The organism is Corynebacterium sp. HMSC063A05 (assembly GCF_001809695.1).
GTDB classification, from domain to species: Bacteria; Actinomycetota; Actinomycetes; order Mycobacteriales; family Mycobacteriaceae; genus Corynebacterium; species Corynebacterium amycolatum.
Window position 1 is genome coordinate 458,215 of record NZ_KV798496.1, and the last position, 16,202, is coordinate 474,416.

General features: G+C 55.7%; 14 protein-coding genes. 1 reads left to right on the forward strand and 13 read right to left on the reverse strand.

The window, feature by feature from the left end:
• The 11 genes from HMPREF2651_RS03755 to HMPREF2651_RS03805 form a co-directional block, all read right to left on the reverse strand.
• On the reverse strand, positions 1-801 hold the full coding sequence (locus tag HMPREF2651_RS03755) for an aminoacyl-tRNA hydrolase (protein ID WP_049181998.1): 801 nt from the start codon (positions 799-801) through the stop codon (positions 1-3).
• Positions 801-2,093 carry a phosphoserine phosphatase SerB gene (gene serB / locus HMPREF2651_RS03760; RefSeq protein ID WP_049181997.1) on the reverse strand — a complete coding sequence of 431 codons (1,293 nt, stop codon included), beginning with the start codon at positions 2,091-2,093 and terminating at the stop codon, positions 801-803. Before serB ends, HMPREF2651_RS03755 begins: the two co-directional genes overlap by 1 nt.
• Before the next feature lie 288 nt (positions 2,094-2,381).
• Positions 2,382-4,082 (reverse strand): aa3-type cytochrome oxidase subunit I, encoded by a 1,701-nt coding sequence (ctaD, locus tag HMPREF2651_RS03765; RefSeq protein WP_005511131.1) that lies wholly within the window; start codon positions 4,080-4,082, stop codon positions 2,382-2,384.
• A gap of 328 nt (positions 4,083-4,410) precedes the next feature.
• A complete protein-coding gene (gene nrdF / locus HMPREF2651_RS03770; RefSeq protein WP_016422253.1) occupies positions 4,411-5,427 on the reverse strand; it encodes a class 1b ribonucleoside-diphosphate reductase subunit beta in 1,017 nt (338 codons plus the stop codon).
• A 339-nt stretch (positions 5,428-5,766) separates the two neighbouring features.
• Complete coding sequence (locus tag HMPREF2651_RS03775; protein ID WP_049181996.1) at positions 5,767-7,212, reverse strand: MFS transporter; 1,446 nt, start codon at positions 7,210-7,212, stop codon at positions 5,767-5,769.
• A gap of 50 nt (positions 7,213-7,262) precedes the next feature.
• Positions 7,263-7,988, reverse strand: coding sequence for a purine-nucleoside phosphorylase (gene deoD, locus HMPREF2651_RS03780; protein WP_038627983.1), 726 nt, complete (start codon positions 7,986-7,988; stop codon positions 7,263-7,265).
• Positions 7,989-8,223: 235 nt separating this feature from the next.
• The gene (nrdE, locus tag HMPREF2651_RS03785; protein ID WP_193393899.1) at positions 8,224-10,368 is read right to left on the reverse strand and encodes a class 1b ribonucleoside-diphosphate reductase subunit alpha; all 2,145 of its coding nucleotides are present in this window, start codon (positions 10,366-10,368) and stop codon (positions 8,224-8,226) included.
• 174 nt (positions 10,369-10,542) lie between these two features.
• Positions 10,543-10,965: a class Ib ribonucleoside-diphosphate reductase assembly flavoprotein NrdI gene (nrdI, locus tag HMPREF2651_RS03790; protein WP_049181994.1), complete on the reverse strand. Its 423-nt coding sequence runs from the start codon at positions 10,963-10,965 to the stop codon at positions 10,543-10,545.
• Between the two features lie 85 nt (positions 10,966-11,050).
• Complete coding sequence (gene nrdH / locus HMPREF2651_RS03795) at positions 11,051-11,275, reverse strand: glutaredoxin-like protein NrdH (RefSeq protein ID WP_005511161.1); 225 nt, start codon at positions 11,273-11,275, stop codon at positions 11,051-11,053.
• A 739-nt stretch (positions 11,276-12,014) separates the two neighbouring features.
• Complete coding sequence (ykgO, locus tag HMPREF2651_RS03800; protein ID WP_005511141.1) at positions 12,015-12,137, reverse strand: type B 50S ribosomal protein L36; 123 nt, start codon at positions 12,135-12,137, stop codon at positions 12,015-12,017.
• Positions 12,138-12,388: 251 nt separating this feature from the next.
• Positions 12,389-13,870 carry a sugar porter family MFS transporter gene (locus HMPREF2651_RS03805; RefSeq protein WP_141746477.1) on the reverse strand — a complete coding sequence of 494 codons (1,482 nt, stop codon included), beginning with the start codon at positions 13,868-13,870 and terminating at the stop codon, positions 12,389-12,391.
• 38 nt (positions 13,871-13,908) lie between these two features.
• Between HMPREF2651_RS03805 and nadE the strand changes: the two genes are divergently transcribed.
• On the forward strand, positions 13,909-14,760 hold the full coding sequence (gene nadE, locus HMPREF2651_RS03810) for an ammonia-dependent NAD(+) synthetase (RefSeq protein ID WP_049181988.1): 852 nt from the start codon (positions 13,909-13,911) through the stop codon (positions 14,758-14,760).
• Between the two features lie 129 nt (positions 14,761-14,889).
• Here nadE and HMPREF2651_RS03815 read toward each other — a convergent pair whose 3' ends face one another.
• Together HMPREF2651_RS03815 and HMPREF2651_RS03820 are read right to left on the reverse strand one after the other, a co-directional pair.
• Complete coding sequence (locus tag HMPREF2651_RS03815) at positions 14,890-15,486, reverse strand: TetR/AcrR family transcriptional regulator (protein ID WP_224784081.1); 597 nt, start codon at positions 15,484-15,486, stop codon at positions 14,890-14,892.
• Positions 15,487-15,665: 179 nt separating this feature from the next.
• Positions 15,666-16,100: a pyridoxamine 5'-phosphate oxidase family protein gene (locus HMPREF2651_RS03820; protein ID WP_016422245.1), complete on the reverse strand. Its 435-nt coding sequence runs from the start codon at positions 16,098-16,100 to the stop codon at positions 15,666-15,668.
• Between the last annotated feature and the right edge of the window lie 102 nt (positions 16,101-16,202).

The following is a 16,202-nucleotide window of genomic DNA, read 5'->3' on the forward strand; positions in this document are numbered from 1 at the left end:
CTACTGCCCCTGTGCCCCTGGCGTGACCGACACGGTGATTGATCCAGGGGCAATCTCTGTAAACCCAGCATCCTGAACTTCTACAGCACGTAGCTCTGGCGCTGGCCACAGCTCCCGCGGTGTTTCTTTCACATCTAACGCGTAGCCAGTTTGCGCCCACGCCCACGCTTCCTCAACCGACAGGCTGGCCGCATAGAGCATTGAGCCGTGTCCAACTTGCGCGGCCACCTTTCCTACGGACATATTCAGGTTCTTGTCCACCCAAATCACTGGCGGAGCAAAGGTGTCAGCACTCCCACGGTTGCCCGAGTCGTCGGGAGATGTGGTCTCCGGGTCGTCGTAAGGCAAATCGGTGCCGGAAATTTGTAGTTTGGCAATCTCTGGGTAGGTATCGTCGACAGGAGTTGGCACTAGTGCGCGAGCTTGCGCGCCGTCGACATCTACGGTGACACCCGGTGCAAGCTGAGCGCGTTGCCAGCCGATATTGCGAGCGCGACGTGTGAGCTTGCGGATGCGCGCGCCGTACCAAGACACCAGACCTTGTTGATAGGCCGAAGTGTCATCGCCTGCGCGCTCGTCGAGGCAACAAGCAACAACAGCCATCGCGGCGGCGCGGAGCAGCGCAGTGCGCGAGGGGCGTTCCTTCTTCGGCACCTCAAGCACAATAGCCATTGCCCACGGCACATCCTCGCCATGGTCTTCCCTATCGGGTTGCGGCAGGAGGCTATGGGCAATGCGGAACCATTCCGGCACCGATGATGCGTCCGTGACAGCGGGATTCTTGTGATCCTGGCGTCGCACTACTGCTCCAACGGCACGCGGCGGAAGGTGCCATCTTCGCGGTCGGCATCGTCGATTTCATCGCGGGAAATACCCAACATGAACAGAATCGAGTCCATGAATGGAACGTTGACCGACGTGTCAGCGATTTCCTTCAGCGCCGGCTTCGCGTTGAAAGCAATACCGAGGCCCGCGACTGACAACATATCGATGTCATTGGCGCCATCGCCGACAGCGACGGTCTGGTGCATCTGAAGCCCAGACTCCGCGGCGAACGCCTTAAGACTGCGGGCCTTTTCCTGCCTATCGACGACACCGCCGACCACGCGACCAGTCAGCTTTCCGTCCTCAATCTCGAGGGTATTGGCCTTGTAAAAGTCCAGGCCGAGATCCTTTGCCAGTGGCTCCAGAATCTGGATAAACCCACCGGAGACGGCACCACACTTGTAACCGAGACGTTTCAGCGTGCGGATCGTAGTGCGGGCGCCAGGGGTCAGCTCGATGGAGTCGGTAACTTCCTCAAGGACGCTGACCGGCAGGCCTGCCAGAGCCTTAACTCGCTCGTGCAATGACTCAGCGAAGTCCAGTTCACCGCGCATAGCGCGCTCTGTAACCGCTGCAACCTCCGCCTCGCGACCAGCGTGGGAGGCCAGCATCTCAATGACCTCACCGGTAATCAAAGTGGAGTCCACATCGAAGCAAATCAAGCGTTTGGATCGGCGCTGCAAACCTGCGCGTTCAATTGCGATGTCAATGTCCTGGTCCTGTGCAAGCTCAGCCAGCGCCTTACGCAGCGGAATGCCCGCACCCGGCTTCGGGTCCGGAATAGAGACAAGCAGCTCCAGGCCAGTAACTGGGTAGTCGGCAATACCGCGAATGGAATCGATGTTTGCACCGTAATCTGCGAGAGTACGGCCGATACGGGAAATATCCTCAGCATTGACCGGATTGCCCAATACGACAAGTGCATGGGTAGATCCATCGCTGCGCTCAATCGGGGCATCAAGCTGAAAACTGACAGTCATGCCGTGAGGCTTCAGTGTTTCAATGAGCCCCTCACGCAGAACGCCGACCTTCTCTTCTGTAACGCCAACAAGCGCACCGAGACTCAAATTAGAGCGGAACACCGACTGCTCCACATCAAGAATCTGAACTCCGTGGGCCGCGAGCACACGGAAGAAGGCTGCCGAGACACCCGGGCGGTCTCGGCCAACGGCGGTAATAAGCACCGGAGCTAGTCCCGGTGCTAACGAAACCGACAAGGCATCGGTATCTGCGGACTGACTGGGAGAGGTAATTACCTGTTCATTCACCAATCCAGTATCGCATGAAGCCCCGGCAGAGTGCTCATCGCATTGCGGGATACCGCACTTCGGAGGGTGGCCAGTCACAGCCGTTAGCTGTCGCCCCCCCTGCTCTCCGCTGCTCTCCCCTCCAGCTCCCTTGCTGCGCTCCCTGCGCTCCCTGCCCCCCTTACTGCGCCTTCCCTAGGAAAGACTCTCAAAGACAAGACTACGGCCCCATCACGGAAATCCGTGATGGGGCCGTAGCTTCGCGTAGTTATTAACTCAGAGTTGCATCAGCCATGTAGCCACTAGCTCTTAGAGCTGGCGACCAACGTGGGCCTCTGCGCGCTGACGCTCAACCATGTGCGGGTAGTGCAGCTCGAACGCCGGGCGCTCCGAGCGGATGCGCGGCATCGAGGTGAAGTTGTGGCGCGGCGGCGGGCAAGAGGTAGCCCACTCGAGAGAGTTACCGTAACCCCACGGGTCATCAACAGTGACGACCTCACCGTAGCGCCAGGACTTGAAGACGTTCCAGACAAACGGGATAACAGACAGACCCAGGATGAACGCACCAACGGTGGAAATCATGTTCAGGGTGGTGAAACCGTCAGTCTCGAGGTAGTCGGCGTAACGACGCGGCATACCCTCGTTACCCAGCCAGTGCTGGACCAGGAAGGTCAGGTTAAAGCCGATGAAGGTCAGCCAGAAGTGAACCTTTGCCAGCTTCTCGTCGAGCATACGTCCGGTCATCTTCGGGAACCAGAAGTAAACGCCCGAGTAGGAAGCGAAGACCAGGGTACCGAACAGAGTGTAGTGGAAGTGTGCCACGACGAAGTAGGTGTCAGAGACGTGGAAGTCCAGCGGCGGGGATGCCAGCATAATACCGGTCAGACCACCGAACAGGAAGGTCACGATGAAGCCGAGAGCGAAGGTCATCGGGGCCTCGAAGGTCATGTGGCCACGCCACATCGTACCCATCCAGTTGATGAACTTAACACCGGTCGGGACCGAAATCAGGAAGGTCATGAACGAGAAGAACGGAAGCAGAACGCCACCGGTCACGAACATGTGGTGCGCCCACACAGCCATGGACAGACCTGCAATAGACAGGGTCGCGAAGACCATACCTGCGTAGCCGAACAGCGGCTTACGGGAGAAGACCGGAACAACCTCAGTAATGATGCCCACGAACGGCAACAGCAGAACGTAGACCTCTGGGTGACCGAAGAACCAGAACAGGTGCTGCCACAGCATGGCGCCACCGTTTGCCGGGTCGTAAATGTGACCGCCCAGCTTACGGTCGTACAGAACACCAAGAGCAGCTGCAGTCAGAATCGGGAAGATCAGCAGAGCCAGAATCGAGGTAACCAGGATGTTCCAGGTGAAGATTGGCATACGGAACATGGTCATGCCCGGTGCGCGGAGGCACAGGACAGTGGTGGTCATGTTAATAGCGGAAGCGATAGTACCGACACCACCGACACCGACACCGACAATCCACAGGTCAGAACCGACACCCGGGGAGTGAATCGGGTCAGACAGCGGAGAGTACATAGTCCAACCGAAGTCAGCAGCACCACCCGGAGTCAGAAAACCCGACAACATCAGAATGCCACCAATAGTTGTCAGCCAGAAGCCGAAGGCGTTCAGACGCGGGAAAGCCACGTCCGGAGCACCAATCTGAAGCGGCAGAATGTAGTTAGCAAAACCCCAAACAATCGGGGTACCGAACAGAAGCAGCATCACCGTGCCGTGCATGGTGAACATCTGGTTGAACTGCTCGTTAGAAAGGAACTGAAGTCCTGGGGCGAAGAGCTCAGCACGGATAAGCAGAGCCATCAGACCGCCGACAAAGAAGAACGAGAAGGACATAATGATGTACATAATGCCCAGCTTCTTGTGGTCGGTCGTGGTCAGCATTTCCCACGCCCAGCTGCCCTTACGCTCATGTCCGAACGGCTGCGGCCGTTCCGGCGCTACAACGCCATGATCTGGACGAGGCGCTACTGCAGTCATTCTTCCTCCTTACTACGCGAAGATTTCCTGTAACTCACTACAGGGATTTGAAGTTTTGTCCTTGTGAGAATAGTGCAGGTGAGTACGCGACGGCGAAACCACCTACCACTATGTGCCAGATTCTAGTCTGAACCTTGGAAAAAGTTAAGGCCAAGGAATTCTCCGGCCCACTTCCCCACTCAGCTAAGCACACTATTAGTTTCCTGAGAATTGTCTTAACCTGGGCTAACGCCTTTTTAGCAGGAACCGTCGAGGCTAGGGCTACTACCCCCGTGTGTGCTGTCACCAGAGTAGGGCTCGGTGCGGAATGTTCCCTACACCTGTGCTTTTAGAAGTCCCAGTCCTCATCCTCGGTTACTTCAGCCTTACCCATGACGTAGGAAGAGCCGGAACCTGAGAAGAAGTCATGGTTTTCGTCAGCATTCGGCGACAGGGCCGACAGGATTGACGGCGAAACTCGAGTCTCGTCGGCCGGGAACATACCTTCATAGCCCAAGTTGTTCAGAGCCTTGTTGCCGTTGTAACGCAGGAAACGCTTGACATCCTCGGTCCAACCGAGTTCGTCATACATCTCTTCGGTGTACTGAATCTCGTTGTCGTAGAGATCAAACATGAGATCGAAGGTGTAATCCTTCAGCTCGTCACGTTCGGCCTGGGTCAGACGCTCCAGGTTGCGCTGGTACTTGTAACCGATGTAGTAACCGTGAACTGCCTCATCACGAATGATCAGGCGAATAATGTCCGCGGTGTTGGTCAGCTTGGCATGGCTGGACCAGTACATCGGCAGGTAGAAACCCGAGTAGAACAGGAAGGACTCCAGCAAAGTGGAAGCGACCTTCTTCTTCTGCGGGTTATCGCCCTCGTAGTAATCGAGGATAATCTTGGCCTTCTTCTGCAGGTACTCATTCTCCTCGCCCCAACGGAACGCATCCTGAATCTCAGGGGTCGACGCCAGCGTCTGGAAAATCGACGAGTAGCTCTTTGCGTGCACCGATTCCATGAAGGCGATATTGGTGTATACAGCTTCCTCGTGCGGAGTCAGCGCATCCGGGATGAGCGATACTGCGCCAACTGTGCCCTGGATGGTGTCCAGCATGGTCAGACCAGTGAACACGCGCATCGTGGTGCGCTGCTCCAGTGCATTGAGTGTATTCCAGCTCTTGATGTCATTCGACAGCGGCACCTTTTCCGGCAACCAGAAGTTACCGGTCAGACGATCCCAAACCTCGAGATCCTTGTCATCAGGAATCGTGTTCCAGTCAATAGCCGCAACTGGGCATGCACGCGACTCTGGATTCTTCTCACGGTGGGCCGGAGTCGAGGGTGGGCAATCATCGAAACTCACGTGGAAACCTCTCCCTTTTTCATTGATCTTGCCGTTTCCCGAACACACCTTATATATAAGGAATGTCCTTCACTCTTTACGAGTTCGAAAACAGCGGCTGCAGCGGTGGCTATTCCAGCCTTGTCCCACTACAAAACGTCAGGCTCCCGATGAAAGGAGCCACTACCCTTAGCAGCTTACCCACACTGCCCTCTTTCAGCACACCACTGTTGGCTATCTCTCCAATGAACACCTTTTATTTGTGCCCCCTCTCCTCATGCACCCACGTCACACAAAGAAAAAGGCGCTTGACGACGCAATGTCCGTCGTCAAGCACCAGGTGCAAAATGTTGCGCGAATCTAGGCGTGAACCTTCTCGCGGTTTTCTGCGGTGTCGTTGATGAGGCGGTCGGAGATGACGTACACCAGCAAACCTACGACAGCCATGAGCGCGAGCAACCAAGCGATAGTAGCGGAGACCCCTTCTGCTTCAGACTGCGCGATGGAAAGGGCGCTGAAGAAGGCCGGCCGAGAATCAACAAGCATGGCCGTTAACGCAATGCCAACCGGGACGGCGATGTTGATAGTCAGATTATAGAAACCGATTGCGACACCAGACTTGGCCGCGGGAATGTTCTGCAGTGCGGTCGCGACCAACGGCGCATACATGAGCGCGAACCCTGATGGGAACAGAATCATGGACACGATAACCGTGGCAACACCGGCCCCCGGCAGCACTGCGGGAATGAGCAACGCCACGATAATGATGCTGATAGCTGCGACAATAGCCTGCCTCGAAGACAGGAACTTGGCAACCTTGCCGGACATTACACCGACGATGACCGCGCAGAGATAGCCCGGCGCGAGAATATAGGCAGCACCGTCGAGGTTAATGCCATAGAGCTCGTCGACCATATACGGCAATAGAATGGCCGAATACCCCAACTGGACCATGTAAACCACAAGCACAACAATCAGCGCGCAAACGTAGCGGGCATTGGTAAAGAACGACGGATTGACCACGGCGTTGTCGTATGTCCGGATGTGCGAGACAAAGAGCGCGACACCCAGCGCAGCAGCTGCCAGCCACCACCATTGAAACTGCTGCATAAACAGCATCAGCGCAGTGGCGATGACCGCGACGAGGAACAGGCCAGAGATATCCAGGTGACTCTTCTTCTGTTGCTCCTCCGGAACTGTCTTGATCAGGAACGGAATGGCAACTATCAGAATGAGCGAAATCAGGAACATAGCCGGCCAGGAAATGTAGGTAGCCACGATTCCCGAGGTCAACGTTCCAATCAGCAGCGCAGCTTGGAAGGCCGCGGTGGAAAAGCCGAGGTAGGTTTTCTGATCTTCTGGGCTTAGGTACTTGGTGACATAGATGACGTAGAGTGTCTCAGCCGCCGCCAGACCGGCAGTTTGAATAATGCGGGCAGTAAGCACCATTGGCCATACTCCCTGGAAGAAATAACCCAGTAGAGAGCCCACGGCGACAAAGCCAATACCGACAATCATCAATTTGCGGATACTGATGCTGTCCGCCAATGCGGCGTACACCACCGCTCCAATGCCAATCAAAATACCGGCGAGTGTCGCCTGCAGACTGGCCGTGGAGACACTGAGATCCAGAGATTCCGCAATCGGCTTGGTCATGAACTTAAAGCCATTGTCCAAGACCAAACAGAATACAAAGGAAAACAGCAAGACCGGAACTGCGGCCTTAGGGTTTGGCGCCGCAGCGTTGGACGCTGCGCTTTGAGAGAGATTCACGTTCAAGCTGGTATTACTGGCGGGATTGCTCATCGCACTGTACCTATTTCACACTTCAAGCCAATTGATTGCAGACCAGGACACTAGAGTCGAGCCAGCGGCAATGCGAGCTCCATCATCGTCGTGAAGGCCTTCTCACGTTCTTCCGGAGTGGTCTTTCCACCGGTGACGATGTTGTCCGACACAGTGAAGATTCCCATGGCCTCCACACCGGCCTCGGCGGCAGTGGCATAAAGGCCAGCAGATTCCATCTCCACCGCCAGCACACCCATGCGTGCCCAACGGTCGTTCACATCATCCTGGAAGTTGTAGAAAATATCGCTGGACAAGATGTTGCCGACGTGTGTTGTGATGCCCTGCTCGCGGGCGCGATCGCGAACATCTTCAATCAGACGGAAAGATGCGGACGGGGCGAATGTTCCCGGCAAGTTGTACTGCGATAGAAAATTGGAGTCAGTCGACGCCGTCTGGCCAATAACCACGTCATACAGGTCCAGCTCCGGCTGCAACGCGCCGCACGAACCGACGCGAATCAGCTTCTTGCAGCCGAAAACATGGATAAGTTCCCAGGAGTACAGCGAGATAGACGGAATACCCATACCGGACCCCATGACAGACACTTCCTGCCCCTGGTAGGTGCCGGTAAAACCCAGCATGTTGCGAACTTCGTTGAACTGAACGACATCGTCCAAATAGGTCTCCGCAATGAACTTCGCACGCAGCGGGTCACCTGGCAACAAAATAGTTTCTGCAATCGGCGCACCCTTTGGGTTGATGTGTGGAGTGCTCTTACCAGTGGTATCGGACATGGCTTCCAGCCCCTTCTCCCACTAGCCGTGGGTGAAAATTATGCGAACATTGGTGTACCACTGCCCAGGTTAATTACCTGCATTACAACCGTCAATAGTAATATTTACATTTGTTCCCAATTGGGTGGAGTGACGAAAAAGGCGCGAGAACGTCCCGACAAAACTCGGGGAAATTCTCGCGCCTTCAATGCGCTACAGCTAAAGCATTAGATGCCTAGCCCTCAAACACGCTTGCTTAAAGCATGCAGGATACGCAGCCCTCAACCTCAGTACCCTCCAGCGCAACCTGACGCAGGCGGATGTAGTACAGAGTCTTAATACCCTTGCGCCATGCGTAAATCTGCGCACGGTTGAGGTCACGGGTGCTCACCGTGTCCTTGAAGAACAAGGTCAGGGACAGTCCCTGGTCAACATACTTGGTAGCGACCGCGTAAGTGTCAATAATCTTCTCGTAGCCGATTTCGTAGGCATCCTGGAAGTACTCGCGATTGTCATTGTCCAAGTGCGGAGCCGGGTAGTAAACGCGACCAATCTTGCCCTCCTTGCGAATCTCAATCTGAGATGCAATCGGGTGAATCGACGAGGTCGAGTTGTTGATGTACGAAATCGAACCGGTCGGCGGCACTGCCTGCAGGTTGCGGTTGAACAGGCCGTACTCCATGACGTCGGCCTTCAGCTGCGCCCAGTCCTCAGCGTCCGGAATGTGTGCGGTGGAGTTCGCGAAGATCTCCTTTACGTGCTGAGTCTTCGGCTGAAACTCTGCCGGATCGAAGTTATCGAAGTACTTGCCGCTGGCGTAGTCGGAGTTCTCAAAGTTGACGAACCTCTGACCGCGCTCACGAGCAATCTTGTTAGAAGCGCGCAGGACAGCGTAGAGCACTGCTGCGAAGTAGGCATTGGTGAAGTCCAGGCCCTCTTCCGAGCCGTACATAATCTTCTCGCGGCCAAGGTAGCCGTGCAGGTTCATCTGCCCCAGGCCGATGGCGTGAGATCCGTCGTTTCCCTTGCGAATCGATGGCACCGAATTAATAGAAGTCTGCTCACTGACCGCAGTCAGGCCACGAATGGCAGTCTCGACGGTGCGACCGAAGTCTGGCGAATCCATGGTCATCGCAATGTTCAGCGAGCCAAGGTTACAGGAAATGTCCTCACCAACGTGCTCGTAGGACAGGTCTGCATTGTAAGTCGACGGGGTGTTGACCTGCAGAATCTCCGAGCAGAGGTTCGACATATTAATACGTCCCTCAATCGGGTTCGCGCGGTTAACCGTATCCTCGAACATGATGTACGGGTAGCCGGACTCAAACTGAATCTCAGCGATGGTCTGGAAGAACTGACGCGCGTTGATCTTCTGCTTACGAATACGCGGATCCTCGACCATATCCGCGTAGTTCTCGGTGATACTAATGTCCGCGAACGGCTTACCGTAGACGCGCTCGACATCGTACGGGCTGAAGAGGTACATGTCGTCGTTACGCTTGGCCAGCTCGAACGTGATGTCCGGAATGACAATGCCGAGCGACAACGACTTGATGCGAATCTTTTCGTCCGCATTCTCACGCTTGGTATCCAGGAAGCGCATGATGTCCGGGTGGTGCGCGTGCAGGTAGACAGCGCCAGCACCCTGGCGAGCACCCAGCTGGTTAGCGTAGGAGAAGGAGTCCTCCAGCAGCTTCATAACCGGGATGACACCAGAAGACTGATTCTCGATGTGCTTAATCGGAGCACCCTGTTCACGCAGGTTGCTCAGCAGCAGTGCCACACCACCGCCGCGCTTGGACAGCTGCAACGAGGAGTTGATGGCGCGGCCAATGGACTCCATATTGTCCTCGATACGCAGCAGGAAGCAGCTCACCGGTTCGCCGCGCTGGGCCTTACCGGAGTTGAGGAATGTAGGAGTAGCAGGCTGGAAGCGTCCGGTGATGATCTCATCAACCAGGTGCTGCGCGAGCCCCAAGTCGCCGTCGGCAAGCGTGAGAGCAACCATGCAGACACGGTCTTCGTAGCGCTCCAAGTAACGCTTGCCGTCGAAGGTCTTCAGTGTGTACGAGGTGTAGTATTTGTAAGCACCCAGGAAAGTCTGAAAACGGAACTTGTGGGCATAGGCCTGCTTGAACAGTGCCTTGACGTCCTCAAATTCGTACTTCTCCAGAACTTCGGCCTCGTAGTAGTGATTTTCTACCAGGTAATCGAGCTTCTCCCGCAAGTTGTGGAAGAACACAGTGTTCTGATTGACATGCTGCAAGAAGAACTGGCGCGCAGCCATGCGGTCTTTATCGAACTGAATCTTGCCGTCTTCACCGTACAGATTCAGCAGCGCATTGAGCGCGTGGTAATCCAGCTTGTCCTCACCCACCGGCTCCGCGACCTGCTTGCCCATTTCCGACACGTTGACTCCTTTAATATTCATTTGCCTGCACAGGGTCTGTTCAAACACTGCCCAGAGCAATCCAATCTAGCTATTTTCCTCGCACACCGCTTTACGACGGCTTCCGCGAGCGTATCCATTCGGTTGTCCTCAGTGCCCCTTCCCTCGACACTGAGGCTTGCCAACTTAGGCGCTGGCTCTACCGTGGAAGAACTCCTCTAGCCCTTCTCGGACTCGCCGCACATCGTGGTCGGTTCCCATCAGCTCGAAGCGATATAGATATGGAACCTTGCACTTGTAGGAGATGACATCCCCTGCTTTACAGAAGTCCTCACCGAAGTTGAGATTGCCGGCAGCAATCACACCTCGGATGAAAGAGCGGTTGTGCTCATTATTAAGAAATTTGATGACCTGCGGAGGAACTGGCCTTGAGTTACCACCGCTGATGGAAACGCCACCACCATAAGTCGGACAAATGAGGACATAGGGCTCATCGACGATAAGCTCCGGCTCATTACGACGGATGGGAATGCGGGCATTTTTGATACCTAGCTTTTCAACAAACTTGTGTGTATTCCCCGTCGCCGAGGAGAAATACACCACCAGCATGAGAGCTTCACCCTTTACATCGCAAAACCCCCGCAATCTCCGTTTCCTGTGCGGTTAACGAAATCTGCGGGGAGGTGTGTGATTCTTAAGCTGCCTGGAGAGCCTTGATGCGGTCCGGGCGGAAACCCGACCAGGTCTCAGTGCCAGTGTCAACGACCGGCGCCTGGAGGTGACCGAGAGCCATGACGTAGTCCCGAGCCTCATCGTCCATGGTGATGTCGACGATATCGTAGGCAATTCCAGCCTTATCGAGGGCACGAGTGGTAGCGCGGCACTGGACACATGCAGGCTTGCTGTAAACGGTAACCATGACTCTCACAAACTTTCTGGCTTTGGGTAAGACCAATGAATCGGATCGACTTCGTACAAACAACGGAAGCGGCCGAGGAATCAGCGGATTGGTTGAATGACCGAAAGCTCCCAGGGTTCATGAGAAACCGAGTACGGGTGGCAGACAGGTCCTTTTAGCTCTCCTTGGCTCGACATCGAAAACACTACACTTGGTGCCTAGAAAACTCTAGTCATACTAGATGTAGTACTCACAACCATGGTATTCCCTGTTCGGAGATCTCTGGCGCACAAGATGTTGTACACAGACGCACCACAACCTTGTAATTTCACGCTAAAAATTCTAGAAAATCGTAGAAAAACAACTATCGGTCCATTTTGGTTAAACCAATTACTGCAAGACGGCTCGAGGCCAATCACACCAATACCAGGTGCCGCAGTGTCCCTGCTCTGCCCTATCCCTCCCCTACCCAACTTCGGATTCCGCAGCGATTTCAAAAATTACAGGCTGCACATGTGAAACTGTCCGAGTTTATGACACTTTCAGGCCATTTTTCGGGCCAATTTTGACATAAACGCAGTCAGTAACTTCCATCGCCCCATCGCTCCACCGCCCCCAGCCATAAACGCTGTCACCGCCTGAACCTGTCCCTCCAAAAACCAAAAACCGCAACCTTCAGCCACAGTAAAACTGCGACTTCAGATTGCGGTTTTGGCAATAAATGAGGAAGCTATTTGCTTCGCGCTAGCCTAAATAAGGCTTAGCCCTGGCGGGCCTTGAAGCGCGGCTCCTTCTTGTTGATCACGTAGACCTTGCCACGACGGCGCACGACCTGAGCGCCCGGCTTGTTCTTCAGCGACCGAAGGGACTTGCGGACCTTCATTCGGGCGCTCCTTTCTACTCGGCTCCGAAACGGGGATGTGCATACTGCACTCTCCCCGGACAATCACCCCAGTGACTGCCTGGCAACGCACCTTTCCTGATAATCCGAAGAAATATCAAAGAGTATGCGTTACGACACGAGTTGCCATACTACCTAATAAGCGGAATAACTCCAAAAATCCGGGGGAAACATGTTCTTTCACAGTCAACCCCAAGATCGTGACTCCCCACGTTGCAACTGCTTCCACTTCTCTACTTGGCAGCGGCAATCATGTACTCGCGGACCTCGGCAAGCGTCTTACCTGAGGTCTCCGGCACCGCCTTGATGGTGAATACCAGCGCAATTGCGCCCGTAATGGCAAAGAAGAAGAACGACCACGCACCACCGACAGCATCCACCATCGGAAGAAAAGCCTGTGCCACAAACCAGTTCGCAACCCATAGCGCGAGCCCTGCCAGCCCCATACCCAGGCCACGGGCCTCTGTCGGGATGATCTCGGAAATCAGGAGCCAGGTCGCCACCGACACAGCCGCCTGCTGGAACACGATAAATACGGTCATCAGCAGAAGCGACATCATGGCACCCGTCGAAGAGTTACTCGACAAACCATAGACGGGCGCCAGCACGAGCAGCGAGCTTGCACAGCCCACCAGACCGATAATCAGCATTCGCCGACGACCAACGCGGTCAATGATGCTCATACCAATTGCACACGAAATCACCGAAGCGATACCGATGATGATGGAGGTATAGACAGAGCTTTCCGTCGACAAGCCAACCTTGTTCATCATCGTCGGCGCGAAATACATAATCGCGTTCGCGCCCGTGACCTGTTGCGTCACGCCAATCAGCATCGCGATGATGACGGTGCGTCGCACCCACGGGGTTTTCACGGCCAGGCGCTCGGCTGCACGCTGATCGGCGCTTGACGACGCCTCACCAACGGCAACCTCAGCCAGGGTCGCCTCATCTCCCTGCATCTGACGCAGCACGGCCAGCGCCTTGCCCTCCTGTCCTCGACGGACGAGGTAGGCCGGAGTGTCCGGCAGAACCAGCATGCCGATGAGCAGCACGATGCCGGGGACAGCGCCTAATCCAAGCATGAGTCGCCAGTTACCGGAGGAGGCTAGGGCGGAGTTGGTGAGGAACGCCACCAGCTGACCAATCACGATCATCAGCGAGTTCAGGCTGACCAGGCGTCCACGCACATGCGGTGGTGCCATTTCGGAGATGTACATCGGTACGACGATGGAAACACCACCGATACAGACGCCGAGCAAAGTACGCGCAGCACCCAGCGAAAACGCACTAGTAGCGAAAGCACACCAGATACTGCCGATGATGAAGCCGACCGCTCCGAGCAGGATGGTGCCACGGCGGCCCAGAGAGTCCGCTACACGACCACCTAGGAACGCACCGATAGCCGCACCGACCAAGAGCATGGCGGTGACAGTGGATTCCTGTCCTGGAGTCAGCTCAAAAGAGCGCTGGATATACAGCAGCGCGCCTGAGATGACACCGGTGTCGTAACCAAAGAGGAGGCCGCCCAGAGCGGCGATGATAGCCACGGCTATCGACCGAGTTGTGGTGGTTTCCCGGTTCGGTCCAGTCTTATTCTGTTCGGTTGTACTCACGCTGGAAATCTTGCCACCCTCCGGCCAAAGACCCCCTATCCGAACAGCACTTACTCGATAAAGATGAGAGCTTTGGCACTCTTCTGGCAGGAAAATCATCCCTTTTCCCGTCCTGAACTAGCGGTAGAGTGAGGCTCATGACACCAGTAGGCACACAGGATTTCCCACATCCCCTCCAGTCGGAGATTATTAACGACCTCCACGTCCAGCCCACCATCAATGCCGCCGAGGAAATCAGCCGCCGAGTCGATTTTCTCTGCGATTATTTCCGCGCCGCGCACGCCAAGGGATTCGTGCTCGGAATTTCCGGCGGTCAAGATTCCACGCTGGCCGGACGTCTAGCGCAGTTGGCCGTCGAAAAGCTTCGCAACGGCGGCGAGGACGCCACCTTCATTGCCATTCGCCTCCCCCACGGCGTGCAGGCCGATGAGGACGACGCACAGGTGGCACTGCAATTCATTCAACCTGACCAAAGGCTAACTATCGATATCGAACCGGCCACCGCCGCGATGACCGCCCAGGTCACCGATGCCCTGGCCGGCAGCGCTATCAGCGACTTCAACAAGGGAAATATTAAGGCCCGCATGCGCATGATTGCCCAGTACGCAGTGGCGGGTGTTGACGGCGCTTTGGTCATCGGAACAGATCACGCCGCGGAGGCTGTCACCGGCTTCTACACCAAGCACGGCGACGGCGCCTGCGACCTCGTCCCGCTGCAGGGGCTGAGCAAGCGCCAGGGCGCGGCCTTACTCCGTCACCTCGGCGCACCATCCAGTACGTGGGAGAAGGTGCCGACGGCCGACCTGGAAGAAGATCGCCCTGCGCTTCCCGACGAAGTTGCACTCGGGGTGACCTATACCGCCATCGACGACTACCTCGAAGGCAAGGCCGTCTCAGATGAGGATGCCGCGCGAATCGAGCACCTCTACTCCATTTCCCGGCACAAGCGAGCCGTCCCTCCTGGACCGGCCGATTCCTGGTGGCGCTAAGCTACTGTCCCGGGCCACCGATCTAGCACTGTCATCCCGCCCAAAAACTTCCCCCCGCTACTATCGCCCACCTGAGGGGTGCTGGATTAACGTCCCGTACTGAGCAGCAAACCTCTTAAGAGAAACCCCTTAAGAGAAGGCCTCCGCGCCAGCGTCCCAAATAGCTCCAACTGCGGCCAAGCTGTCTGCCGCACCGGCTTCGGCACTTGGTTCCAGCGCAGGTGAACCATCCTGGACGAGCTCGGCGGTCACCAAACCGTGCGCGAACGCCCACATGGCCAATCCCTTAGGCTCATCGCCGGCAACCTTAATGAATGCATCGCGAATCCAGGCATCCAATGACGAAGGCGAGACGACATTCACGAAATTAGTGCGACTCATCAGCCGGTAGCCATGCGGATCGTCGAGAACTGCCTGGCGGTACGCCTGCAGCAGAGACGCCGAAGTGCATTCCTCATCAATGGCAGCATGAATACGCTTGCCCAGATTCTCGAGACTCTCGGTCAGCAGCAGCTGGAGGAGCTCTTCTTTGCCGCTGATGTGCTTATACAGCGATGGCGCCTTCACATCGAGTCGCGCCGCTAGACGGCGCATACTGATTGCGCTCCAACCCGATTCGCGCAGCATCGCGCGCGCTTCATCTACAATCTTCTGCATACGTGGGGACTGCCTGCGCACATCGGGCTGCGCTGGCACCCCATCGGTCGATTCTATGGTGCACGTCACATTTGCGACTGTAACGCGTTGAATCTCACTTAGGGCGCTTTTAGGTAATTTAACCCAACAATTTTTTAAAAAACAGCTAACGGCGGTGCTCAGTCACTAAATGTTGCCTTTGCACGCTGCTAGCTTTGTTTTACGACGGAGCCTCCACCGTCGTAAAGCAAAAGCACCGTATGCCGCCGCTACACTTCGTAGCGATTCGGCTCCTCACCGAGGTGGAAATGGCGACCGGAAACATCGTTCGGAGTAATGCGCACGTAGTTGTACTTCAACGTCGGCAGCCAGGGCTTCAGCGGCAGCTCATCTGCAGCGTTAATATCCGCTCGGGAGGTGAGAACCTCTGCGTCACCCTTTACAATGACCGACCATGCCTTCTGGGCATCCTTGTCAACAAAGTCGGCCTCAAAAAGAACATCGTGGTTCAGAGAAACAGTAAAAAGCTTCGACCCCTCGGCAGTGCGGAAGTAAATGCTCCCCTCATGAACGACGTAGTTCAGCGGGAAAAGATCCATATCATCTTTACGACGAACAACCAGGCGCCCAAAAGTCTGCGTAGCCAGCAGCTCGAGGGATTCTTCGGTGGACAGTTTCTGGATAACGGAGTCGTTGTGTGCCATACCCCCAGTATTCCACCGTTTAGACAAAGTTGCTACAGCCATACGGATTACCAATCACTGAGGTAAACGGGGGTTAAGTAAAGAAAAGTGTGTCCGCATGCC